Source organism: Microbacterium nanhaiense, assembly GCF_014646015.1.
GTDB lineage: Bacteria > Actinomycetota > Actinomycetes > Actinomycetales > Microbacteriaceae > Microbacterium > Microbacterium nanhaiense.
On sequence record NZ_BMMQ01000006.1, the window covers coordinates 51,051 to 73,881 of the forward strand.

The 22,831-nt window shown below is 69.6% G+C and carries 18 protein-coding genes; 9 read left to right on the plus strand and 9 right to left on the minus strand.

What is annotated here, in order from left to right:
* Nucleotides 1–2 precede the first annotated feature (2 nt).
* Nucleotides 3–236, minus strand: a complete 234-nt coding sequence (locus IEX05_RS10355; protein WP_188701577.1) for a hypothetical protein — start codon at nt 234–236, stop codon at nt 3–5.
* Between the two features lie 285 nt (nt 237–521).
* Here IEX05_RS10355 and IEX05_RS10360 point away from each other — a divergent pair, with 285 nt between their 5' ends.
* Nucleotides 522–986, plus strand: a complete 465-nt coding sequence (locus IEX05_RS10360; protein ID WP_188701579.1) for an acyl-CoA thioesterase — start codon at nt 522–524, stop codon at nt 984–986.
* Nucleotides 987–1,164: 178 nt separating this feature from the next.
* Here the strand turns inward: IEX05_RS10360 and IEX05_RS10365 are convergent, their stop codons facing one another.
* Genes IEX05_RS10365 through IEX05_RS10380 form a run of 4 tightly spaced genes read right to left on the minus strand, consistent with a single transcriptional unit; the run spans nt 1,165 to nt 8,460 of the window.
* The gene (locus IEX05_RS10365; protein WP_188701581.1) at nt 1,165–4,488 is read right to left on the minus strand and encodes an ATP-binding protein; all 3,324 of its coding nucleotides are present in this window, start codon (nt 4,486–4,488) and stop codon (nt 1,165–1,167) included.
* The gene (locus tag IEX05_RS10370; RefSeq protein ID WP_188701583.1) at nt 4,485–5,192 is read right to left on the minus strand and encodes a DUF4194 domain-containing protein; all 708 of its coding nucleotides are present in this window, start codon (nt 5,190–5,192) and stop codon (nt 4,485–4,487) included. Before IEX05_RS10370 ends, IEX05_RS10365 begins: the two co-directional genes overlap by 4 nt.
* The gene (locus tag IEX05_RS10375) at nt 5,185–6,636 is read right to left on the minus strand and encodes a DUF3375 family protein (RefSeq protein ID WP_188701584.1); all 1,452 of its coding nucleotides are present in this window, start codon (nt 6,634–6,636) and stop codon (nt 5,185–5,187) included. The genes IEX05_RS10370 and IEX05_RS10375 overlap by 8 nt, the downstream gene beginning before the upstream one ends.
* Nucleotides 6,637–6,687: 51 nt before the next feature.
* Nucleotides 6,688–8,460 (minus strand): cation:proton antiporter, encoded by a 1,773-nt coding sequence (locus IEX05_RS10380; RefSeq protein ID WP_188701586.1) that lies wholly within the window; start codon nt 8,458–8,460, stop codon nt 6,688–6,690.
* 77 nt (nt 8,461–8,537) lie between these two features.
* Here IEX05_RS10380 and IEX05_RS10385 point away from each other — a divergent pair, with 77 nt between their 5' ends.
* From IEX05_RS10385 to IEX05_RS10420, 8 genes are all read left to right on the plus strand, one after another.
* The gene (locus IEX05_RS10385; protein ID WP_188701588.1) at nt 8,538–10,604 is read left to right on the plus strand and encodes an acyltransferase family protein; all 2,067 of its coding nucleotides are present in this window, start codon (nt 8,538–8,540) and stop codon (nt 10,602–10,604) included.
* A gap of 121 nt (nt 10,605–10,725) precedes the next feature.
* Nucleotides 10,726–11,676 carry a nucleoside hydrolase gene (locus tag IEX05_RS10390; protein ID WP_188701590.1) on the plus strand — a complete coding sequence of 317 codons (951 nt, stop codon included), beginning with the start codon at nt 10,726–10,728 and terminating at the stop codon, nt 11,674–11,676.
* Between the two features lie 22 nt (nt 11,677–11,698).
* Nucleotides 11,699–13,015, plus strand: a complete 1,317-nt coding sequence (locus IEX05_RS10395) for an ABC transporter substrate-binding protein (protein WP_188701592.1) — start codon at nt 11,699–11,701, stop codon at nt 13,013–13,015.
* Nucleotides 13,015–13,977, plus strand: a complete 963-nt coding sequence (locus IEX05_RS10400) for a carbohydrate ABC transporter permease (RefSeq protein ID WP_188701593.1) — start codon at nt 13,015–13,017, stop codon at nt 13,975–13,977. The genes IEX05_RS10395 and IEX05_RS10400 overlap by 1 nt, the downstream gene beginning before the upstream one ends.
* The gene (locus IEX05_RS10405; protein WP_188701595.1) at nt 13,974–14,831 is read left to right on the plus strand and encodes a carbohydrate ABC transporter permease; all 858 of its coding nucleotides are present in this window, start codon (nt 13,974–13,976) and stop codon (nt 14,829–14,831) included. Before IEX05_RS10400 ends, IEX05_RS10405 begins: the two co-directional genes overlap by 4 nt.
* Entirely contained in the window at nt 14,828–15,748 is a 921-nt protein-coding gene (locus IEX05_RS10410; RefSeq protein WP_229661253.1) for a ribokinase, read from the plus strand. The genes IEX05_RS10405 and IEX05_RS10410 overlap by 4 nt, the downstream gene beginning before the upstream one ends.
* 43 nt (nt 15,749–15,791) lie before the next feature.
* The gene (locus tag IEX05_RS10415; protein WP_373286301.1) at nt 15,792–16,820 is read left to right on the plus strand and encodes a LacI family DNA-binding transcriptional regulator; all 1,029 of its coding nucleotides are present in this window, start codon (nt 15,792–15,794) and stop codon (nt 16,818–16,820) included.
* A 38-nt stretch (nt 16,821–16,858) separates the two neighbouring features.
* Nucleotides 16,859–17,896 carry an LLM class flavin-dependent oxidoreductase gene (locus tag IEX05_RS10420; protein ID WP_188701601.1) on the plus strand — a complete coding sequence of 346 codons (1,038 nt, stop codon included), beginning with the start codon at nt 16,859–16,861 and terminating at the stop codon, nt 17,894–17,896.
* Between the two features lie 63 nt (nt 17,897–17,959).
* On the opposite strand, the gene IEX05_RS10425 is transcribed toward IEX05_RS10420, so the two are convergent.
* Genes IEX05_RS10425 through IEX05_RS10440 form a run of 4 tightly spaced genes read right to left on the minus strand, consistent with a single transcriptional unit; the run spans nt 17,960 to nt 22,752 of the window.
* Nucleotides 17,960–19,177, minus strand: a complete 1,218-nt coding sequence (locus tag IEX05_RS10425; protein ID WP_188701603.1) for a CHAT domain-containing protein — start codon at nt 19,175–19,177, stop codon at nt 17,960–17,962.
* A 10-nt stretch (nt 19,178–19,187) separates the two neighbouring features.
* Nucleotides 19,188–20,720 (minus strand): tetratricopeptide repeat protein, encoded by a 1,533-nt coding sequence (locus tag IEX05_RS10430; RefSeq protein WP_188701605.1) that lies wholly within the window; start codon nt 20,718–20,720, stop codon nt 19,188–19,190.
* Nucleotides 20,717–21,592, minus strand: coding sequence for a hypothetical protein (locus IEX05_RS10435; protein ID WP_188701607.1), 876 nt, complete (start codon nt 21,590–21,592; stop codon nt 20,717–20,719). Before IEX05_RS10435 ends, IEX05_RS10430 begins: the two co-directional genes overlap by 4 nt.
* On the minus strand, nt 21,589–22,752 hold the full coding sequence (locus tag IEX05_RS10440; protein WP_188701610.1) for a hypothetical protein: 1,164 nt from the start codon (nt 22,750–22,752) through the stop codon (nt 21,589–21,591). The genes IEX05_RS10435 and IEX05_RS10440 overlap by 4 nt, the downstream gene beginning before the upstream one ends.
* Between the last annotated feature and the right edge of the window lie 79 nt (nt 22,753–22,831).

Below are 22,831 nucleotides of genomic sequence, written 5' to 3' on the forward strand. Positions count from 1 at the left end.
CCCTATCGCCCGAACCGCTGCTGTGCGGCCTGCCGCGTGATGTCGAGCGCCGCGCCGATCACGGTCCACGATTCGCCCGCCTCGCGCGCGGCGAGCACGGCAGCGCGAAGATCTTGCTGCGCCCGGGCGACGGCTTCATTCGCGGCAATAACCGCACGGAAATGTGCCGCGTCACGAAGCTTCACGCGACTCGCGTCGAGCCGGTCAAGCCCCGCGTCATCGGTCGCGAGTGTCATCATTCCTCCCTAGAGATAGTCGTAGAACTTAGCTCGGAGACGATCCGCATCATCCACTCCATGTTTATGGGCTGATCGTCGTATTTCCAAGGCAACCGCGCCTTCGAGAGATTGTCAATAGTAAGTTGACACCCGTCTGCTGTGATCCCCATCCTCCATTCCGCGAAGCAGCGATCTCTCGTTATCCACAGCCCAATTCCCGCAATCGCCCTGTGGATCTTTTCACCGCCGCTCGTACGGGTGCGGTGATTTTCGGATCCGGACGCCCCGCGCGACGATGGATGCATGCGCGTGCACATTCCCGTTCATCGGCGCTGGGGCGATCAGGATGCCCTCGGCCACATCAACAACGTCTCGATGCTGAAGATCCTCGAGGAGGCGAGGCTCCGAGCGTTCTGGCGCGAGGAAGGATCCGACAATAGCCCTCTCGCGGTGTTCGATGAGGACACGGTGTCGGGCGGCGGATCCGCGCGAACGCTCGTGGCGCGGCAGGAGATCGAGTATCTCGCGCCCGTTCCCTACGGGCGGGATCCCCTGGATATTCAGGTGTGGATCGGCCGACTCGGCGGATCCAGTGTCGAGATCTGCTACGACGTCTGCAGCCCGGACGGGCAGACCTGCTACGCCCGCGCGAGCGTCGTCGTCGTGCTGGTCGACAGCGCGACGGGCGCCCCGACGCGGCTTCCGGCCGAGGTGCGCGCCGCATGGAAGCCCTACGTGGAGGCCCCGCTCGAGTATCGGCGGCGCTGAGCCGGCCCCTCACTGCGGAGCTGACCCGGTTCTGCGGACGAAAACCACCATCGGATCCGCAGAACTGGGCCAACTCCGCAGATGCAGAGCGCCGACCCGCTCCTGCGGAGAAGAACCCCTACTGCGGACCAGAACCACCACCGGATCCGCAAGTCGGGGCCAGCTCCGCAGAAGCGGCTCAGGCGGCGTCTTCGAACGCGGTGATGAACGAGTACCCGGCGCGGTTCTTCGTCACCGCGAGGTTCAGGCCCATGTGCGGTTCGAGCGCCGTGACCTTGTCGAGCGGTGCCACGACGATGATCTGGAACCCGAGCCCGAGCCACGCCCTGATCGCCCGCCCCGTGAACGCGCTGTCGGCCTTGACGAAGCCCTCGTCGAGGAACACCGGCGCGAAGCGCGGCCACGACCGCGTCTGATCGCCCAGCTGGTAGCGCAGCGCCGCGCCGACGACGAAGGCAACGAGCTCCTGCGATTCGCCTCCCGATTTGTCACCGAGGGTCGAGTAGGTCGAGACGACCGATCCGTCGGGCGCGACCCTGCTCGCCGTGATCTCGATGTGCCGGCGCACGTCGAGCAGCTCCTCCCGGTGCGGGTTCGTGCCGTCCTCGGGCTGGTCGATCAGGTCGATGAACTCCTGCAGCTCGGCGAAGCGCCGGTCGGCCTCCTCGTCGGTCCACTCCGCGATCTCCGCCTGGGCGAGGTCGCGGAGCCGCGCCCGCACGCGTTCGACGCGCTCCGGATGCAGGTGCCGCATCTCGATGCGCAGCCGGTCCGTCTCCGACGCGAAGGCGAGGCCCTTGAGAATTTCGTCGACGGGATCCAATCGCTCGCGGATCGACTGCAGCGCGTGGCCGAAGGAGTCGCTCAGCATCTTCAGGTCGGTCGACGACACGTCCTGAATGTGGCGCCGGAACTCGAGCCGGTGGGCCGAGAGCCCGTCGCGAGAGATCTCCTCGTAGATCGATGCGTACTCGTCGTAGGCGTCGACGGAGGTTCCGCGGTTCGGATCCGGCCACTTCTCGTCGTATGCGCGGAAGATGCGCTCGAGCGAGGCGGCGGCCTGATCGGCGGCGACGACCTCGCGGCGCACGCTCGCCGTCAGCTCGTCGCGCAGGCGCGCGAGGGCCCGCGCGAGGGTGTCGGCGGTGACGTCGGGCTCGATGCGGGCGAGCTCGGCGTCGAGGTGCGCCGCATCGTCATCATCGATGGCGGTCGCCGCCTCGACGCGCTCGAGCTCGATGTACGAGGCGTCCTGCCGGTCCACGAGCACGCTCCACGCCTCGTTCAGCGCCTCGAGCTCGGCCTCGGCCCGGAATCGGAGGCGGCGCGCCTGCTCTAGCCCCTCCTCCGCGGCGGCGAGCCGCCCCTCGACGCCCGCGAGGGCGTCGGAGGTGTCGAGCACCGCCGCCCGCCGCTCGCGGAGCTCGGCCGCCTGCGCGAGCACGGGATCCGGATCGATCGCCTCCCACGACGCCTCCGCGATGCGCCGGTGCGCGGCCGCGAGCCGCTCCACCGCCTCCTGCTCACGCTCGCAGGCGGCGCGCGCGGCCTCCAGGCCGTCGATGCGCGCGTCGAGCGATGCCAGCTCCGACTCGATCTCATCGCGGTGCGACTCGTTCGAGAAGCCGAGGATCCCGCGCTCGCGCGGATCCCGGCCATGCGCGCCGCGCCGACCGTTCGCGGTCTGCCCCGTGATCGTGACCGCCGGGGTGTCGCCGCCCAGCTGCGCCGCGGACGACGCGCAGAGGTGGTCGCGCTGCAGAACCTGCTGCTTCACCCAGCCGACGAAGGGCGAGGCCTTGAAGCTCAGCCGCCCGGAGATGAAGCGCTCGTCGTCGAGGTCCGGCGCGTCGAGGTCGAGGTCCACGCCCTCGAAGCGCACCCGGCGTTCGAGGTGCACCTCGTCGATCGCGGCGCGGATCTGCGCCTGCCGGCGGGCATCCATCAGCAGGGTCATGCCGAGGCCGCCCAGGGTCGCCTCCGCGGCGACCCGCCACTCGTCGAACTCGGGGCGCACGTCCATGAGCTCGGCCGCGAAGGGCAGTTCCGCGGGATCCAGCCCCGCCGCCCGCGCGATCTCGCGACGGGCGCGGTCAAAGGCGTCAGGGATCCGGCTGTCGCGCGAGCGCAGCGAGGTGAGCTCGCTCGTCAATTCGCGCTGGGCGCGCCTGAGCTCGCCCGCCCCGACGACGGCCTCGTCGCGGCGACGTTTGATGTCGGCGAGCGCGTCGTCGACGCCCGCGAGGTAGTCGCGCGCGACGCGCTTCGCGGCGTCGAAGGCGTCGGCGTCCGACAGGTCGGCGCCGACCTCTGCGATGCGCGACTCGAGCGTGCGGCGGACCTCGGAGATCCGTGCGGCCCGCGCCTCCGCCTCCGCGAGGCGCGCGTCGATCCGCGAGAGCTCGTCGCCGCCGCCCGCGGCGCGCTGCTGCTTGAGCTCCTCGACCTCCACCGCGAGCGACGCCTCTTCGGCGCGGGCCGTCGTGACAGCGGCCTTTGCGGCGTCGCGCGCCTCGCGGTTGCGATCGGCCTCCGCGTCGAGCAGGCGCTGCTCGGTGCGCAGCTGCCACAGGCGCAGCGGCGTCGACGCGAGCGGATCCTGCGCGACACCGTATCGGTCGAGGCGGCTCGTGCGTTCGCGCGCGCTCGTGTACTGCTCGTAGAGTCCCGCGATGTCGGCGAGCATCGTCTCTTTGGCCTCGGCGGTCGCGAGGGCCTCGTGGCTCTGCCGCAGCGCATGGAACTGCTCGAGAACCGCGTCGGCGGCCGCGAAGGTCGAGGGGCGCTCCAGGACCATCTCTTTGAAGAGGCGATCGACCGTGCGCACCTGATGTCCGGCCTGGATGCGGGCGAGTAGCCGCAGCGCGTTGTCGCTGTCGCCGCCCTCGCCGATGCCGAGGCGCGCGGCGACCGCGTAGAGGAAGTCCTGCGTGGTCTCGTGATTCTTCAGCCCGGGGAACGCCGCGCGCACGGCGCGGGGATCGAAGCGCGCATCCGCGAACTCGGCGAGCCGGCTGAGGTCGATGTCGCCCTCGAGCGTGAAGTGGCGCGTGCGCACGTCGACGGAGCGCGCGGCGTTCGCGGGCGCGAAGTACGCCCGCATGGCCGTGTACTGCCGGCCGGATCCGTCCACGAAGGTCGCCGAGACGGCGCCCCACACGGCGGATCCGTCGCCGCGGAGTACCTTGTCGACGTCGCCGACGGTGTCGCTCTTTCCGCGCAGATAGGTGAGCACATTGCGCTGGTCGGCCCCGCGCGCACGCCCCACCGTGGCGTCGTTCGAGGCGCCGTTGAAGGGCACGGTCGACGGCATCATGAGAGCCGTGTATGCGTCGAGCAGCGTCGATTTGCCGGTGCCGGATCCGCCCGAGATCAGCGTCGCGTGCTCGTCGAACCGTGTCGTGTGATGCCCGTGGAAGCCGCCCCAGTTGATGACCTGCAGGTTCTGCACCCGCCACTGCGCGGTCTCGTCGTCGTAGCCGGCAATCAGCAGATCGCTCACTCGGCGTCCTCCTCGTCATCGAATGCGACGCCGGCCTCCGGGCCCTCGTCGTCGCGGGCGGCGCCCGGTGCGTTCTGCGCCTTCAGCCACGCGAGCAGCTCGTACATCTTCTCGATCGAGAGGAGGCGCTCGATCACCTCGGAGATCAGGAAGCGGTCGTCGGAGCCCGCCTTCACGAGGATCCCCGCCCTCGCAAGGGAGTCGACGGCGCTCGCGGCGCGCTTCGCGTCGCCGACGCGGTCGGTCGAGCGCGCCGGGCGGAACATGTCGATCCCCGCGAGGAGCTCCTCGCGATCGACGTGGGCCCGCGGCAGACCGGATCCCTTCGCCGCGAGATGCCGCTGGCGCAGCACCACGAGCAGCACCGTCTCCTCGCGGGTGAACGCCGCGTCGCGCAGCAGCGGCGGCACGTATCCAAACTCCGCGGAGCGGATCTGCACTTTGTAGGCGATACCGCGCTCGCGATCGATCACCAGGTCGAGGAAGAGGTCGTTGAGCCGGCTCTTGATGAGCCTGCTGTCGCGCACGAGCGTGGCCCACTCGGCGCGCTCGTCGGTGATGATGGGGTGCTTGAGCACGACGATCAGGCACCGGCGCTGGTCGAGCGTGAGGCCGCCATCATCGCCGTCGAACAGCGACAACCGGCTGTCGACATGGTCGTCCTCGACACCGATGGTCGGGGCGAACACAGACTCGTCACTCATGGGCGTCTCCTGCCATCGTGGGGAGCGTAAAGGAACGGGCGGATCCGTCGGGGCGCACGGCGCGCACGACACCGCGGTCGGCGGCGTCGATCTCGCCGCGCGAGGCGAGGTAGGCCAGGCCGAAGAGTTCGACGGGGCGGCGCAGATCGTCGGGCAGGGCGTTGAAGGCATCGGCGAGCGCGTCGCCGCGGTTCAGCCTCTCGGCGATCTGCTCCCGCACCTCGCCGAGGAGCGGGCCGCCCTGACGCCGCACGTCCTCCAGCACGAGCGACTCCGGCCGCTGGTCCGAGACGTCGTCGAGCCGGGGCGCCGGGGCCTCCGTGGCGGGGTCGTGGAAGCGGGTGCGGAGGTGGTCGATGTCGAGGCGCGTCGGCATCCATTCCATGGGCACCGTCTCGCGCGGCCGGGCCGAGTCCATCCACACGCTCAGCTCCTGCTCGAGCGCGCGCAGGACCCGGGTCAGCTCGCGCTCGGATCCCGCCGAATAGCTCGACAGGTACTCCGCCAGTGACTGCGAGGCGCGTCGCTGACGCATCTGCACGTCGCGCAGCCCCCGGCGCAGCACCGCGTCGGCCTGCACGAAGGCTGCGCGTTCGTCGGCCGTGAGCTCGCGCGCGAAGGGGTGGGACATGATCGACCGGAGATCCTCGCGGAAGGCCTCGAGCAGCCGGTCGTCGCTCAGCACCGTGAGCGCCCCCTCGAACGCGCGCCCCTCCCGGGTCTGATTGGCGAGCCGCGCCGACGCGGCCAGGTATTCGCCGAGCACCTCGCCCTTAGGGCGCTCGTCAGCACGGAAGTCGCGGACCATCTGCTCGTGGATCCGGTCGAGCGCCTCCTCGACGCGACGGAAGTCGCCCGGCAGCTGGTCGATGAGGTCGACGAGGTCGTTGTACCCCTCCTGCATGCGCTCGTCGTCCGCCGCGACGACCTCTCCCCCGGCGGCGATCCGCTCGCGCTCGGCGGTCAGCCGGGCGATCTCCGCGTCGAGCGCCGCGATGCGGGTCGACTCGTCCGGATCGGCCTCGACGGCCCAGCGGTGCACGGCGTCGAGGATCGTCGTGAGGCGCGACTCGCTCAGGAGGGCGCGGTCGCGGGACAGCCCCTCATGCATCTGCATCGCCGCGATGGCATGCGAGGTGAGCTCGTATGCCTCGCCGCCGTCGTCGAGCGGGACCCGGCGCAGCCACTCGGAGTGCATCCACGACAGGCACAGCGCGCGGCCGTCGTCCTGCGCGGGTACCTCGTGCCCGGCGTCGCGCAGCTCGAGAATGTAGGTCTCGACCTGCACGTGCAGCCGCTCGGCACGCACCTGCTTGGTGTCCTGTGAGAACACCTCTCGGAAGATCGCCACGATCACCGGTGCCCAGGGACTGCGAACGAGACTCAGCGCCGCGCCCTCGCGCGCGCGCTCGAGGCGCGCGACATCGCGTGGAATAGAGCTCACGGATCCCCTCTCTCAGCCGGATCCTCGATTCTCGCATCCGCGGATCCGGATTCACTCCTTACGGAGGGAGCCCTTCGTGTCGAGCACGAGTTCCTCGGCATCGATCGCGTCGAAGACCTCGCGCATCACTTCCTCGCTGAGATTGCCCGCGCGGCTCTGCTCGAAGGCGACCCGCCGGCGCACCGCCAGCCAGCCGCGCGAGAGCTCGTGGAGCTCGTCGTAGGTGAGGCCGCCGATACCGCCGACCGCGATCTTCTCGGTGACGCTGTCGAGGTCGCGCTCGCCCTGGTCGGCGCCCTTCTCGATGCGCAGCAGGCCGCGCGAGAACCGGTTGAACGTCTCGACCGCCTCCACGCCGTACTTGTCGATCCACGCCTGCTGCTGCTCGCGCAGGTACTCGATGCCTGCCTCGCCCGCCATCATGCGCATGCGGGCGATCTCGCGGTTGTCCGCCGCGACGTCGGCCCTCGAGGTGACCTTCAGCCCCTTGATCAGCAGCGGGAGCGTCAGCCCCTGCAGCAGCAGCGTGCCGACCGTGACGATATAGGCGACGGCGACGAGGTCGTCGATGTGGCCGCCGCGCATCGCGTGATCGGTGAGGTCGGGAAGCGCCACCGCGAGGGCGAGCGTGACGACGCCGCGCATGCCCGACCACGACACGACGAGGCGTTCCTGCCACGACAGGGGCGGCTCGAGCACGCGCCGCCTAATCGCCTGCTTCGTGGGCGCCACGGGGAGCCTCGCGCGGCGCCGCTTCGCGGCCGCCACGGGACGCGCGGCGCGCGAGGCGGGATCCGCGTGGTACGCCTCGACCGCGTGCTTCCAGCGCCGAAGCTTGATGCGCTGCCAGAACTGCCCCCACTCGTACGCCGCGAAGACGAAGATGGGGCGCAGGACGATGACGACGAGCAGGACGACGCCGGCGAGCACCAGGGTGTCGGCGCCGCGCGTGCTCGTGACGGTGCTGATGACCTGGGGCAGCTGCAGGCCGACGTAGGCGAAGACGAAGCTCTCGAGGATGAAATCGACCGAGTGCCACAGCGGCTTGTCGTGCTGGCGCTGCGAGTAGGAGGTGCGCGGCGAGTGGTAGCCGACGTAGAAGCCCATCGCCACGACCGCGAGCACGCCGGAGCCGTGCAGGTGCTCCGCGAGGATATATGCCCCGAAAGGCATGAGCAGGCTGAGGGTGCCGGTCACCGTCGGGTCGTCGAGGTGGGTGCGCAGCTGGTGCAGCACGACGCCGAAGACCAGGCCGATGGCGACGCCGACGCCGACCGCGAGCACGAACTCGCCGAGCCCCTGCCAGACCGTGACGGTCGCGCCCGCCGCGATGGCCGCGAACACGCGCACAATCGTGAGGCTCGTGGCGTCGTTGATCAGGCTCTCGCCGCTCAGCACCGTCATGACCCGGCGGGGAAGCCCCAGCTTGCGGCCGATCGCCGCCGCGGAGACGGCGTCGGGCGGGCCCACAATCGCGCCGAGCAGGAGGGCCCCCGGCACCCCGATCTCGGGCATGAGGTGGTAGGCGACGAAGCCGATGACGGCGGCGTTGACCGCGACCAGCCCCACGCCGAGCCGTCGCACATGCGGGAGCGCCTGCTTGAAGCTCGTGAACGACGCGTCGAGCGCGGCCGAATAGAGCAGCGGCGGCAGCGTCGCCGTCAGCAGAAGCTCGCCGTCGATCTCGATGTTCGGGACGAAGGGCAGGAACGATACGAGGAGCGCGACGCCCGTCACGACCAGGGGCGCGGGCCACCCGCGCCATCGTGCGAATCCCGCAACTGCGACGGCACCCGCCATCACGAAGATCAGATCGGCGCTCATCTTCCGATTTTATTGCGCACTCTGCAAGCCCCCGGGCATTCATAGAAACGTCACAATGCGGTAACTATTCTGGAATCATGAGCACCGCGACGACCGAAAAGCCGAGCACCGCTCGACACTCCGCCGCCTGGCGCCCGGATATCCAGGGGCTCCGGGCGCTGGCGGTCGCGCTCGTCGTCATCGCCCACGTCGGCACGCCCGGGGCCGAGGGCGGGTTCATCGGTGTCGACGTGTTCTTCGTCATCTCGGGCTTCCTGATCACGCAGCTCCTGCTGCGCGAGGTCGACCGCACGGGCCGCGTCTCGATCGCGCAGTTCTACGTGCGGCGCGCGCGCCGGATCCTGCCCGCGGCGACGGTCGTCACGGTCGCCGTCGTCGCGTATGTGCTCATCACCTCGTCGCGGGCGCGCCTCGGTCAGACCGCCGAGGACGCGTCCTGGACGAGCGTGTTCCTCGCGAACTGGCACTTCGCGGCGTCCGGGACCAACTACTTCTCGGTCGAGGACCCCAGCCTTTTCCAGCACTACTGGTCGCTGGCCGTCGAGGAGCAGTTCTACCTCGTCTGGCCGATCCTCGTCCTCTTCGTCGTGCCGCGCTTCGGGAAGCGGGGCCTCGCTCTCGTCTCCGCGGGCGTGTTCGCCCTCTCGTTGGGGTATTCGGTGTGGTCGACGGCGGCGTTCCCCGAGCCCACCTACTTCAACACCGCGGCGCGCGCCTTCGAGCTCGCCGCGGGAGCCCTGCTCGCCTGCGTCATGTCGTCCCCGCTGAGTTCGCGCTGGCGTCACGCGGCGGGCCTCGGCGGATTGGCGATGCTCGTATATGCGACGCTCGGCTTCACGGAGCAGACGCCGTTCCCGGGCTGGCACGCGCTCGTGCCCGTCGTGGGCACCGCGCTTCTCCTCGCCGCGGGCCCGGACACGCCGGCCGGTCGCGTCGCGTCGTGGGCCCCCGTGCGCTACATCGGAGACATCTCCTTCTCGCTGTACCTCTGGCACTGGCCCGTCGCGCTGACGGTTCCCGCCGCCTTCCCCACGCTGCCGCCGCTCCTCGCGGGCCTGCTGACCGTCGCGATCTCGTTCGTGCTCGCCTTGGCGAGCTACCACCTCGTCGAGAAGACCTTCCAGAACTGGCGGCTGCCGGGGCTCCGCACCCTCTGGTTCTGGCCGGCGAGCGTCGTGATCGTCATCTGCGTGGCCCTTGGCGCGTCGATGCTGGCCGACGTTCGCGCCCACGCCCAGCAGCGCGCGGCGCAGGAGTACTTCGAGGAGCACGGGTACCAGCCCGTGGAGGGCAGCGACATCGACGAGGTCCAGGACACCCTGGACGACGCCGTCCAGGTCGCCGAGTCCGGTGCGCCCGTGCCGCCGGATCTCGACGGCGACGGGATCCGGAAGGAGACCTGGGTCGACGTCGTCACGCGCGAGTGCTACGCCAGCACGGGCGACGACGATACGAAGGTGTGCGAGTTCGGCGACGTCGACGCCACGCAGACGATCGCCGTCATCGGCGACTCGCACGCGGCGATGTGGATGCCCGCGCTCGACATCCTAGGCCGGGACCACGGCTTCCGGGTCGTTCCCTTCCTCAAGATGTCGTGCGGCGCGTACCCCGTCGTGCAGGACGCGCACAACCTCGACCAGAACGACTGCGACAACTTCCGCGAGTTCACGAGCCGCGAGCTGGAGAAGCTGAGCCCCGACGCGATCGTGATCGGATCGCGCGGCCAGTTCAACATGCGCGACGGCGTCGACGGGAAGTCGATCGACGAGCAGTGGGCGCAGGCCGTGAACGATCAGGTGACGGCCATGCGCGACATCGCGCCGTCGGTCGTCGTGCTCGGCGACATCCCGGTGCGCGCCGAACCCGAGCCGAAGGACTGCGTCGATTCGCCGGGCGCCTCGCAGGACCAGTGCCTGGTCGAGCCCGCGGGCCGCGAACAGGCCAGCAACACCATCACCGAGGAGCAGGCCGAGGCCGCGGGGGCCAGCTACATCGACACGATGCCGTTCGTCTGCGCCGACGAGATGTGCCCCCTCTTCGCCGGCGACATCGCCATCTACGAGGACGCGTCGCACCTGAACCGCCTCTGGGTCGAGCACGTCGCCCCGGCCATCGGACGCGAGTTGGAGGAAGCGCTGGAATAGCACCTGCTCCACGCACAGGGCCTTATCCAGCGCTTCTTCAACCCCGAAGGAAAATCTCTTGTGCCTTCGTTCTACTCGTGTCACACTTTCATGCAACACGAGTAGAACGAAGGAGTTCACGATGCGAGTGATTCTCGACACCGACATGGGCATGGGCGTTCCGGGCACGGAGATCGACGATGGCTTCGCCCTCGCGCTCATTGCCGCGGACGACGAGTTCGAGCTTGACATGGTGACCACGGTCAACGGCAATATCGACGTCGAATCCGGCACCTATCTCAGCCGCGAGCTCCTGCAACGCCTCGGTCGGGAAGAGGTCCCCGTCTTCCGAGGCGCATCGGCTCCGCTAGCGGAGCCCGAACGCGGCCGGGTGGCACCCGGCGCTATCCGAGAGCGCTTCGGCCATCACCGACCCAACCCCGGATATGCGGCTGCTGAGATCGCGCGTTGCGTCGTCGAGTCGCCCGGTGAGATCACGATCATCGCGATCGGTCCACTGACGAACATCGCTGCCGCCATCAATCTCGACGAGCGCGTTGCATCTTCGGTCAAAGAGATCGTGATCATGGGCGGTGCCTTCCAACAGCACACCAACCTGCTGCACATGCCCGGCGAGTTCAACTTCTGGGTCGATGCGGTCGCTGCGCGCGCTGTCATGCGGTCCGGTGCGCCGCTCCGCCTCGTCGGTCTCGACGCGACGCTCAAGGTGCGCCTGACGAGAGAGCACGCAGCCGCGATGTCCGCCAGCGGACGTTCCTTCGGAGCATTCGCGGGCGAGTCGACCACCGCCTGGATCGATGCGATGGCCGCGAAGATGCCCGGCGACCCCGCGCACGCAGACTCGTGCGCCATGCACGACCCGCTCGCCGTTGCAGCGGTGTCGCACCCCGAACTGCTCGAGTGGGCGCCCGCGTGTGTCGATGTCATCGCCTCCGACGAGGCGGGGCGCGGCATCGCCGTCGCCGATCTCCTCATGCACGCCGACTCCCCCGCACCGAACGCGCATATCGCGGTCGATGTCGATGTCGACGGCTTCATGACCTATTTCCTCAATCGCATCAGCAACTACTAGCTCCCTCGCGAAAGGTAAGAGCATGCAACGACGCACCCTCATCGCCGGCACAGGACTCGCCCTCCTTGCCCTCACCGTCACCGGATGCGGTGGCGGCTCGGATACGCCTTCGGGCAGCGAATCCGACTGGTCCCTTCCGTCCGAAGACCCGACGACCACGATCCAGGTGCTGGGCCAGCACCCCAAGGACAGCGGCATCCTGGAGGTTTTCGAGGCATTCGAGAAGGCCCATCCGACTATCAAGGTCGAGTTCGAAAGCGTGCCGTTCGATCAGCTCAACTCCGTGCTGGACGCGCGCATCGGCAACAAGGACGGCAACCCCGATGTGTACTGGGCGGATCAGCCCCGCATCGCCGCGCTGTCCGCGCGTGGATACACGGAGCCCCTCTCCCGAGTCTTCGAGGACGAGCTGGGACCGCTCGATGAAGCTCCCATCGAGTCGAGCTCCTTCGACGGCGAACTCTGGGCCCTGCCCATCGCCAACTCGACGCAGCTCATGTACTACAACAAGACGCTCCTCGACCAGGCGGGGCTCGAGAGTCCATCCGCGGACCCCGCGCAGCGTTTGACCTGGGAGGAGCTCACGTCAAACGCCAAAAAGGCCGTTGACGCAGGCGCGGGGCAGGGGTTGATGTTCGGGCAGACCGATCGCTATTACCAGTTGGAGGCACTCTCGTCGTCGCTGGGCGGGTCCGTAGGAGCGAAGGGCGAGGGCAATCTTGAACCCGACTTCACGTCGGATGCGTGGATCGAGGCCATGACCTGGTACGGCTCGATCTTCGAAGACGGCATCTCCTCCCGAGGCGTGAAGCCGGAGCAGGCGGACGACGAGTTTCTCGCGGGAAACGTCGCATACTTCGTTCAGGGCCCCTGGTTCCTGCCGACGCTCAACGGCTCCGACATCGATTGGGGCGTCGCTCCCCATCCGTATTTCGAGAGCGGTGAGCCCGTGACCGCCACGGGTTCTTGGTCTCTCGCGATGAGCCCGTTCTCGGACGACAAGGAAGCTGCAGCGATCTTCATGAAGTGGATGTCGATCGATGACGGCGGCGGCTACTCGACGCACATGCCGGAGCCCGAGCTACCTGCGAACAGCGAGGGCAAGGAACAGTACTACGAGCGCGACGTGTTCGCCTCTGAGGCAGGTCAGGACGCCGCGGCGATCATCGACTATGAGACGCAGAACACTGCGGTCCCACGCGTGCCGACCGTCGGATACGTCGAGTTCGAGGAGATTCTCGGTCGCGCCTACTCCGACATCCGCAACGGCTCCGATCCCGCCGGGGCGCTGCAGGCTGCCAGCGACGAGCTCGAAGCGGCATGGGCGAAGTACAAGTGATGTCCGCGACTGCGAACGAACGTCGAGCGACGCCGGAGGCGCCACGCGTCCTCGGCGCCGCCCGCCGGCGTCGGAGAACTCGTGCGCACGACGGCTGGTGGGCGCTCGTATTCCTGCTCCCCGCGCTCATAACGATTCTCTCGATGCGCGTTGCTCCGACGGTCAGCGCGTTCTGGGGCTCCCTCCACCAAGGATTCCCCGGTGGCATTCGCGAGCCCGAGTTCGCGGGACTCGCGAACTATTCGGAGCTCTTCCACAGCCCGGCTTTTCTCCACACCGTCGTCCTGACCTTGATCTTCAACGTGATTCTCAACCCGTTGCAGGTCGCGATCGCTCTCCTCATCGCGACGCTCATGACGCGTCGGATCCGGCTCGCGGGCATCTGGCGGACGCTCGTCTTCGTTCCCGCTACGATCCCCATCGTCGGCTCGTCGATCGTGTGGGGCATTGCAATGCGTCCCCAGGGACCGCTCAACGGCATCCTCGAGGCGCTCGGCCTGCCGGCGCAGCCGTTCTTCACCTCGCCACAGCAAGCCCTCGCGTCGATCATGCTCGTCGCAACCTGGGTCGGCGTCGGCTACTGGATGATCTTCCTCATCTCAGGAATCGAGAACATTCCCGCCGAGTATTACGAAGCCGCGCGGCTCGACCGAGCCGGGCCGATCCGGACGTTCTTCTCCATCACGATCCCGATGCTCAAACGGCCGCTGCTCTTCGTGCTCGTCGCCGACACTGTCGCGAACTTTGTTCTCTTCGTGCCCGTGCAGATGCTGACGAACGGAGGCCCAGAGAACTCGACCACGCTCCAGATGTTCAACGCTTATCGCACCTCATACACATACGGAGACAAGACCCTCGGGGCCGCGGAGGTCGTCGTCCTGACCCTCATCATGCTGCTGTTCGTCGCTCTGCAGTTCTGGCTGCTTCGCGAGAACAGTGGCGAGACGGGAGCACGCCGATGAGCACGGCAATCCGTCGTCATCGTCGTCGGCTCGATCGACCGTCCAACACCCTGACGCTCATCGCCGTCTTCGTAACCGCTGTCTTCGCGGTCCCGGTCGTCTGGATGTTCGTCGGATCGATTCGGCCACGAGAAGAGATCTTCGGCTCGCTCTATCCCCTCAGCTGGGACATCATCCTCCCCTCACGAGTCACATTCGACAACTACGTCTCTTTGGTCACGGGATCCTTCGGGCGATCGATTCTGAACTCGCTCCTGGTGTGCCTCATCTCGGTTCTGATCGGCACGCTCGTCTGCGCGATGGCCGCGTACGCTGTTGCCGTTCTCAACTTTCCGGGCAAGGGCGCTGTCTTCACCGTGATCGTCATCAGCTTCTTGGTGCCGTTCGAGGCGATCGCCATTCCGTTGTCACAGCTGTTCACGGACTGGGGGCTCGCAAACACCCTCATTGGTCTGGTACTTCCAGGGATCGGTAACGGACTCGCGATCTTCAATCTCAGACAGCACTTCCTTTCCATTCCGAGTTCCTATCGCGAGGCGGCTCACCTCGATGGTGCCTCGGAGCCGCGGGTGTTCGCCTCGATCTATCTGCCACTCGGTGGCGGCTCGCTGGTGAACTCCGCGCTGTTGATCTTCCTTGGACAATGGAACTCGTTCCTCTGGCCGTTGCTCGTCGTGTCGGAATCGGACCGCCAGCTTGCGCCCGTCGCACTCGCTCAAGCCTTCGGGGAGCACTCCTCGAACTTCGGTGAGCACTTCGCGGGGGCCGTGATTTTGTCCTTGATCCCGGCCGTGCTGATGTATACGTTGCAGCGCTCCTTCGGAGGGCTTTCGATCTCGGATGGAGAAAAATGATGGATCGACCCCTGACCGACGTGGTGGTGATCGGGAGCGCGAACCGCGACTATCTCATCCGTGTCGAAGCGATTCCCGCGGCCGGGGAGACTGTGCTGGCGCGCAGTTTGACGAACTCCTGCGGCGGAAAGGGCGCGAACCAAGCCGTTGCCGCCTCGAGGCTTGGCGCTCGCGTGTCGTTCGTCGGCTGCGTCGGCGACGATGCGGACGGCGCACTCCTGCTGCGTGAAATGCGCTCAGAAGGTGTTGACGTCGCTGACGTCGAAGTGCTCCACGAGAGCACAACGGGACGCGCGTTCGTTTCCGTCGACGACGCGGGTGAGAATTGCATCGCCGTTGTGTCTGGAGCGAACGCGAAGGTGAATGCGGCGAAGGTGCGCCGTGTCGTCGAACGTTCGGATCCCCAGTCCATCGTGGTGCTCCAGGGTGAGATCCCCGCCGATACGGTCGCCGAAGCCGTCCGAAGCGCACAACCGCGTCGGGTCATCGTCAATCTTGCTCCTGTTATCGCTCTGCCGGATGACGTGATAGCTGCTGCGGACCCCTTGGTCTTGAACGAACAGGAAGCAGCGACGCTCTCCGGTGTCCCCGTTCATGATGCGGAGAGCGCGCTAGAGGCGGCCGCAGCGCTCTCCCCCGCGCCGACGAGCGTCGTCATCACGATCGGCGCCGGGGGTGCTGTCTGGTCCGCTGAGGGCACGTCCGGTCATGAGCCGGTGCGCACGCCCGTCGCCGCGATCGACACGACGGGAGCCGGAGATGCGTTCGTCGGCGCGCTCGCCGCCTCCCTCTCACACGGGAACGGGCTCGCCGACGCTGTCGGATTCGGGGTGCGTGCAGGCAGCTACGCTGTGAGCAGGCCCGGCGCGCAGGCGTCATACGCTTATTACTCAGACCTCGTGCCCGATCTCGTGTGAGATGCCGTGCATCCGGTCCAAGTGATCGGAGGATGACGTGACGGTGACGAGAGCGGATGTCGCGGCGGCCGCTGGCGTGTCCTCGGCGGTCGTGTCCTACGTCGTCAACGACGGGCCGCGTCCCGTCTCGCCCGAGACCCGCGCGCGGGTACTCACCGCGATCGACGAACTCGGGTACCGCCCCAACCGCATCGCGTCCGCCTTGCGCCGAGGCCGGTCCCGGATGGTCGGGTTGGTGACGGAGAGTCCCACTAACCCTTACGTCGCGGAGCTTGCGGAATCGTTCGGGGCATCGTTCATGGAGCGCGATCTGACGCTCGTGATGGGTTTCTCGAACAACTCACCAGATCGAGAAGCCGCGTTCATCCGTTCTCTCGTGGACCATCGAGTCGATGGCATCATCACGGCCACGGGGAATCTCCGGCCGGAGATCCTCGAGTCCCTTGATGGTGTACCGCTCGTGGCCGTCGATCGGGTTCCCGCGCACGAGCATCGTCTCGCCGGATCGGTGGCGCTGGACAACGCCCACGCGGCACATCTCGCGGTCGATCATCTGTTGGAGCACGGGCACACGATCGTCGCCTGTGTCGGCGGCCCATGGCAGGCTCCGCTGACGGAGGAGCGGGTGGCCGGCTGGGCGTCTGCGATCGCTCAGTCCGGCGCCGCTGTCGACCAGTCCCTGATCGAGCGTGCGGAGTTCTCGGTACAGGGCGGGTACGCCGCCGCAATGGCGTTGCTCGGGCCGATGCCGCGACGCCATGGCAATTCGGCGCCGCCGACCGCACTTTTCGTTTCTTCCGACGTGCAGGCGATCGGGGTTCTGCAGGCATGCAGCGAACTCGGCATCCGCGTGCCCGGCGATCTTGCGATCGTGTCGATCGACGGAACCGATATGGCTCTGCGCACCAGCCCGACGCTCACGAGTGTGCGACAACCGCTCGCCGAGATCACCGATCTCGCCGTCGACATCTTGAACGATGCGGTGGTCCACGCCGGCCACGCGAGCCGTCACGAGGTGCTACGCGGCAATCTCGTCATCGGCCGCAGCTGCGGCTGCGGGCTCGCGCGCTGAGGGAATACTCACGGCGAGCGGGGCGTTGCAGGGCAGCGATGAGCATCGCACTTTCCGTCCTGGACCTCGTCCCCGTTCGCACGGGGCAAACCTCCGCCGAGGCACTCGCCTCATCGATGGAACTCGTGGCCGCGGCCGATCGACTCGGGTACCGCCGCTACTGGTTCGCCGAGCATCACAACATGCCGGCCGTCGCGTCGACCTCCCCGCCCGTGCTCATCGCCGCGGCCGCCGCGCGCACGCAGCGGATCCGGCTCGGATCCGGCGGCGTCATGCTGCCGAACCACGCGCCGCTGATCGTCGGCGAGCAGTTCGCGGCGCTCGAGGCGCTGGCGCCGGGCCGCATCGACCTCGGGCTCGGTCGCGCCCCCGGTAGCGACCCCGTCATCACCCAGCTCCTGCGTCGCACGGGAACGACGAGCGAGGCCGATCAATTCCCGACCCATGTGCAGGACATCCTGCAGCTGATGAGCCCCGAGGGCGCCACCGTGCGCTTCACCTCGGGCGGCACCTACGACGTGCACGCCACCCCCGATGCGGCCGCCGCGCCGACCGTGTGGCTGCTCGGATCCAGCGACTTCTCGGCGCAGCTCGCGGCGCAGCTCGGCCTGCCCTACGTGTTCGCGAACCACTTCGCCGGCGACGGGGTCGAGCGGGCCATGAGCCTCTACCGCCAGGGTTTCGTGCCCTCCGAGCGCCACCCGAAGCCGGAGTCGTTCCTCACGGCGAACGTCGTCGTCGCCCCGACCGCCGCCGAGGCGGAGGAGCGCGCGCTGCCCCAGCTGCGGCAGTTCGCCCGGCTCCGCTCCAACAAGCCCTTACAGAAGATCGAGACGATCGACGAGGTGCTCGCGAACCCCTCGGACGCCCTCGAGCAGTCGCTCATGCAGCAGAACCGCCAGCGCTGGTTCATCGGCGAGGCCGCGGAGGTCGCCGACCGTCTCTCGGCGTTCGCGGAGGCGCACGGCGTCGACGAGGTCATGATCTCGGCGAGCGCCGGCGCCTACGAGCGCGAGCCCGCCGACGAGACGCCGGGCCGCCTGCAGACCCTGGAACTGCTCGCCGCCGCGATGTGACGACGCGTGGTCGCCACGGCTTGTCGCCCGCGCTTCGCGTGAGGCGGCCGGCCGTGGCGAACCTCACGCGAGGGACGTCGTGAGGGCACCCCAGGTCAGCGGCGAATACGCGGGGTCACCCGTCTTCTCCCAGCGGTCGGCGCGGGCGCGTTGCCACGCGCAGAGCGCGGTGACCGGATCCGCCGACTCGTGCGCGCCGTCGGTCGCGATCACCATCTCGGCGAAGGCCGAGAACGGCGCCGACGACTCCGTCGCCGACACCGAGAGTCCCTGCGCCTGCAGCCACTCGAGCCCCACATCCGTCGGCAGCGTCCACCGCGCGCTCGTGACGACGCGCGCTCCCCGCAGGGTGAGCGCGGCGACGAGACCCACCGGATCCGCGAATCCGGTCTCGCCGCCGGATGCGCAGGCGAGCAGGGCGACCCGCTCGGGGATCCGCCACTCGGCGTCGATGATGTCGGCGGCGGTGAGGGGGCGGTGCAGCCCCGCGATCACGTCCGCACCGCCCTGTGTCTCCGGGCCGTCCGTCAGGTGCAGGCGCGTGTCGAGACCGAACGTCCCCGTCGTCACGTGCCCGACATAGAGCAGCCTGCCGGCGCCGTCGAGTTCTCCGCGCAGCCGGTCGCGCGACACGTGCGGGCGCCCGCTGTGTCCGAGCGCGCTCTCGAGGAGCGGTTCGCTCTCGCGCAGCACGGATCCGAGGTTCGGGATGTTGCCCGGGATCGCCGGGTTGATCACGCGCACCGCCGCGGATCCGGCCCTCGCGGGGCGCCGTGCCGGCGCGTGCCGGATACTCGCCGGCAGGAGCATCGACACGTCGGAGCAGTGCACCATGCGCTCCCCCTGGTCGATGCGCAGGGCCTCCCACGGGACGGATCCGAGCGACGGGGACGGCTGGATCCGCACGTGCGGACGCAGGCCCCGCATCAGGAAGTGATTGAGCTCGGCGGCGAGGCCGCCCGGGAGGAGGCTCCCGGCGAGCGCGGCGGAGAGCCGCTTCTCCTGCTCGACGTCGCCCCACACGCGCCAGGCGCGCTGCAGCGCCGCGTCGACCGTCTCGCCCGCGACGGGGTTGGGCGAGGCCTGCGCGAAGGCGGCGAGCGCTCCCGCGATGAGCTGCGGCTGGATCCCCCAGATGCGCGGCTTGTCGAGCGCGTGCTCCCACCGCCACGTCGCCCACAGGCCGCCCTCGTTGGTGTCGACGTACTTCAGCTGCACGACGGGGCTCGCGCCGTCGAAGCCCGAGATCTCGGAGATCGGCGGGTTCATCATCGTCACCATGCCTTCCCCCTCACCATGCGGTCACCGTCTCCTCGCTTCGCGCCCGCACCCCGTAACGCTCCCGCGCGGCGTCGATCGCCCACCAGATGGGACCGGTCCGGCCAGGGAAGGAGCGGATCCTCGGCGGCGCGGTTCCGCCGGCGGCCGCCTCGAGCGCGGCGTCCGGCACCCGCGCCGACGCGCTCGCGGCGACGTGTTCCAGCAAGTCGACGATCTCGTCCGCGCGACCGAGCGCCGTCAGCGCCTGCAGCGCCTGGTCGGCGAGCCTCATCGCGACCTCCCGGGTCCACCGCTCCCGGATCTCGCCCGGCGGAAGCTCGTGCCGCACCGCGTCCGACGCGAAGGCGGCCGGCACGGCGATCGAGGCGGCGAGCGCGAACGCCTCATCGCGGGTCCGCGGCGTAGATGCTCCGGCGCTGTCGTCGACCCGCGCCGACCACGCCGGATCCGTGTGCACGCCGAACGCGGATCCGCGGGCCGCGGCGTTGGTGATCTGCACGCCGAGGTTGTAGGCGACGACCGCTCGGCTCGCGTCGACGCGGATGAGCTGCATGCGATCCCCGGCTGCCGCCTCGCGCGCCTCGTCGAGGGCACCGAGCGCCTCCGCCACGCGACCCGCATCCTCGAGCGCGAAACCGAGCACCGTGTGCGCCTCGACCCTCGTCCCGGCGTCGCCGGCCGCCCCGGCTCGCTCGACCGCGCGGCGCGCGGCCGAGACGGCGTCGCCCGGTCGCCCGCGTTGGCGCGCGATCTCCGCGTATCCGATGGCGGCGCTGACGGCGGAGCGCTCGTCCCCGAGGGCGAGATAGGCCTCCTCCGCCTCAGCGAGGTATCGCTCCGCCGCGTCGAGATCGCCGCGCTGCAGCGCGACGGAGGCCTGGTTGTAGGCGAGGTCCGCGCGATCGCCAGGACGCGCGTCCTGCGCTCCGAGGATCGCGTCTGCCGCCGCGAGCTGCTCGTCGCCGGATCCGCCGGTGAGCCGCCGCACCATCGAGAGCCGTTCCAGAGCGGTCGGCACGAGCCTCGGCTCGTGTTGCGAGGCGAGCGCGAGCGCCTCGCTCGCCGCCTTCTCCGAGTCCTCGAATCGACCGAGGCTCTGCAACGCCCACTGCCGCGCGAGAAGCAGGTGCGTCTGCGCCTCGACCCAATTCGGGTGCTCGGACTCGTTCTCGAGCTGCGCCGCGGCGAAGAACGTCCCCAGCGCGTCGTCGAGGCGCGACTCGGCCATCTCGATCTCGCCGCGGGTCAGCAGCAGCATGAGCGTCTCGAACGCGTGGCGCGGATCCCGCACGGCGCGCGCCCGGGCGGCGGCGTCGAGGCCGCGCCGCACCTCCTCCGCGGCGACGTCGAGCTCGCCCCGATCGAACGCGGCGCGCGCGATCGTGTACCGCATCTGCGCCGACAGCACCTGCGAGGTGCCATCGCCGCGGCGCCACCACCGGCCGGTCCGGGCGAGAATCTCCTCGGCCAGCGGCGCCGCGGCGGCGTATCCGCCCCGCTCGTACGCGGCCGCGTACTCGGCGTACGCGTCGTCGATGTTCATGACCAGTCCTGCGCGATCCGGCGGAGGGTCTCGGGGCGGACGCCCGGGAGGGGGTCGAAGCCCTCGGCGACGAGCCGCACGGCGCGCTGCTGCTCGGGCAGAGCGAGGAGGCCGCCGGCGTTCTCGACCCGGCCGGTCCACACTCCGGCGGCTCGGGAAAGGGGCACCTCGACGGGGCCGACGCGCGCCGCGAGGGCGACGCTCGGCGGCGGGCCGATCACGGGTGCGGCGCCGACCTCGACCTCGAGGGTCATGGTCGCGGTGAGGCGCCACTCGATCCGCGCGAACGCGTCGACCGCGCCCTGCGGCACGGCCCCCGGGTCGACCGGCGCGGATCCCGACGCGAGCGCGGCGGCCGGCGCCCGCCCCGCGGCGGCGAGCGCATAGTCGTGCGGGCGAGGCGCCGGCGCGTCCGCCGGGCCGACCCCGTAGCCGTCGGCGAGCCGCGCGAGGTCGGCAGAGACCGCGACGCCCGCTTCCTCGAACACGGATCCGTCGAGCTCGTCGAGCGGGCCCAGCTGCGCCGTCCAGAAGGCGAGATCGGCGAAGGCGCGCGCCGCGGCTCGATCGTCGTCCGTCACGCCGTCGAGCGCCGCGAGCGCGACGGCCCTCTCGGCCGCGAGGAGCCGCGGATCCAGCGGCGCGATGCCCGCGAGCTCCGATGCCGGCCACCACGCCTCGCGCCAGGACGCGAGCGCGGCGGCCCGCGCGAACGCCGTCACGCGCGGCGCGCGGATCCACGCGTCGGCGCGGGCCTCGTCCCAGATCTCTCCCCCGGACGCACCCGTCTCGACGTTCCACCACAGCAGCGCGCCGGAGCCCTCGAAGACGGCCGCAAGCCAGGGTTCGGGTCGCGCAGCTCCGAGGTTCATGCCCGTCCCATCCGTGCCTTGGCCGCGTCGCGGCGATCGAGGATGACCGAACGCGTCGCCCCGTCGATCAGGTCCCACGCCTCGCTCGCGTCGACCGGCAAGCGCCTCAGCTCACGCCCCTGCAGCCTCGCCCAGAGCCGGCGGAGCACCGCCTCGCGGGCTCCGCTCCTCGCGTCGACGCCCTCGCGGAGCGCGCGGCGCACGAACGCCTCGCGCTGCCAGCGCCCGTCGAGGATCGCTCCGGCGGATCCGCCCGCAAGCGCCGCCAGGCCCGCCGCCATGACGACCCGGCTCTCCTCCGCCGCCAACTGCCAGGGGCGGGCGCTGCGCCGCGCCTCCTCGTCGACGAGCGCCGCGAGCGCCCGCGTGCCCTCGATCCCGAGCGACGACACCTGCTGGAAGAGCCGCTCGAGGATCGAGCGATCGAACGGATCCGGCAGCCGCGCCTTCGAGGCCTCCTCCCCCACCGCAGGAGGTTCCGGGATCTCGCGCGCCGTCATTCCCGCCCGGCGCGCGGCGCCCGGGGCGGCGAGCGCGCGGCCGGAGGCGGATCCCTCCCCCGCGGCGACCGCGCCATCGAAATCGTCGAAACCGCCGGCCGCGAGATCGTCGGCGAGCGGCGCGAGATCCGGCGGCGCGAGATCCCCCAGGGGGCCGGGTTCCCTGCGCTCGGTCGCCCACGCCTCGTCGATCGCGGCGCTCACCGCGACGGCCGTGCTGGCGAGGAACTCGCGCAGCTCGGCGGCCGTCACCCGGCCCGAGTCGTGCACCTCGTCGAGCGCGGCGTCGGCCGCCGCCTCGGCGGGCTCGCCCGCGGTCTTCGCGAGCTCGTACGCCTTCTGGAAGTAGAGGTCCTGCGGGGATCCGCTGGTGATCCCCCGCGCCCTGCGGCGGGTCTTCATCATCGTGAACCACGCGGCCGTCGACGCGAGATCGCCGCCCGCGGCACGGATCCGCTCTCGCAACTCGCCCGCCGCGTCCTCGGTAAGGAGGGCGTGCCCGAGGTGCGGGCGCTGCGCGGGGCGGATGACGAGCGGATCCAGGATTAGCTTCTTCGTGCGCGCCAGGGGCAGCCCCGCGGCGTTGCTGAGCGGACGCACGCCGTCTCGCAGCTCGAGCCAGGTCTCGGCGATGACGGTCGTTCTCGGCGTGTGCGTCACGCCGACAGCCTATTGCGTGTCCTCCCCTCGTCGGAGACGACCCTACGCGCGACCGCGGCGCCTCCCGATCACGGTTTCC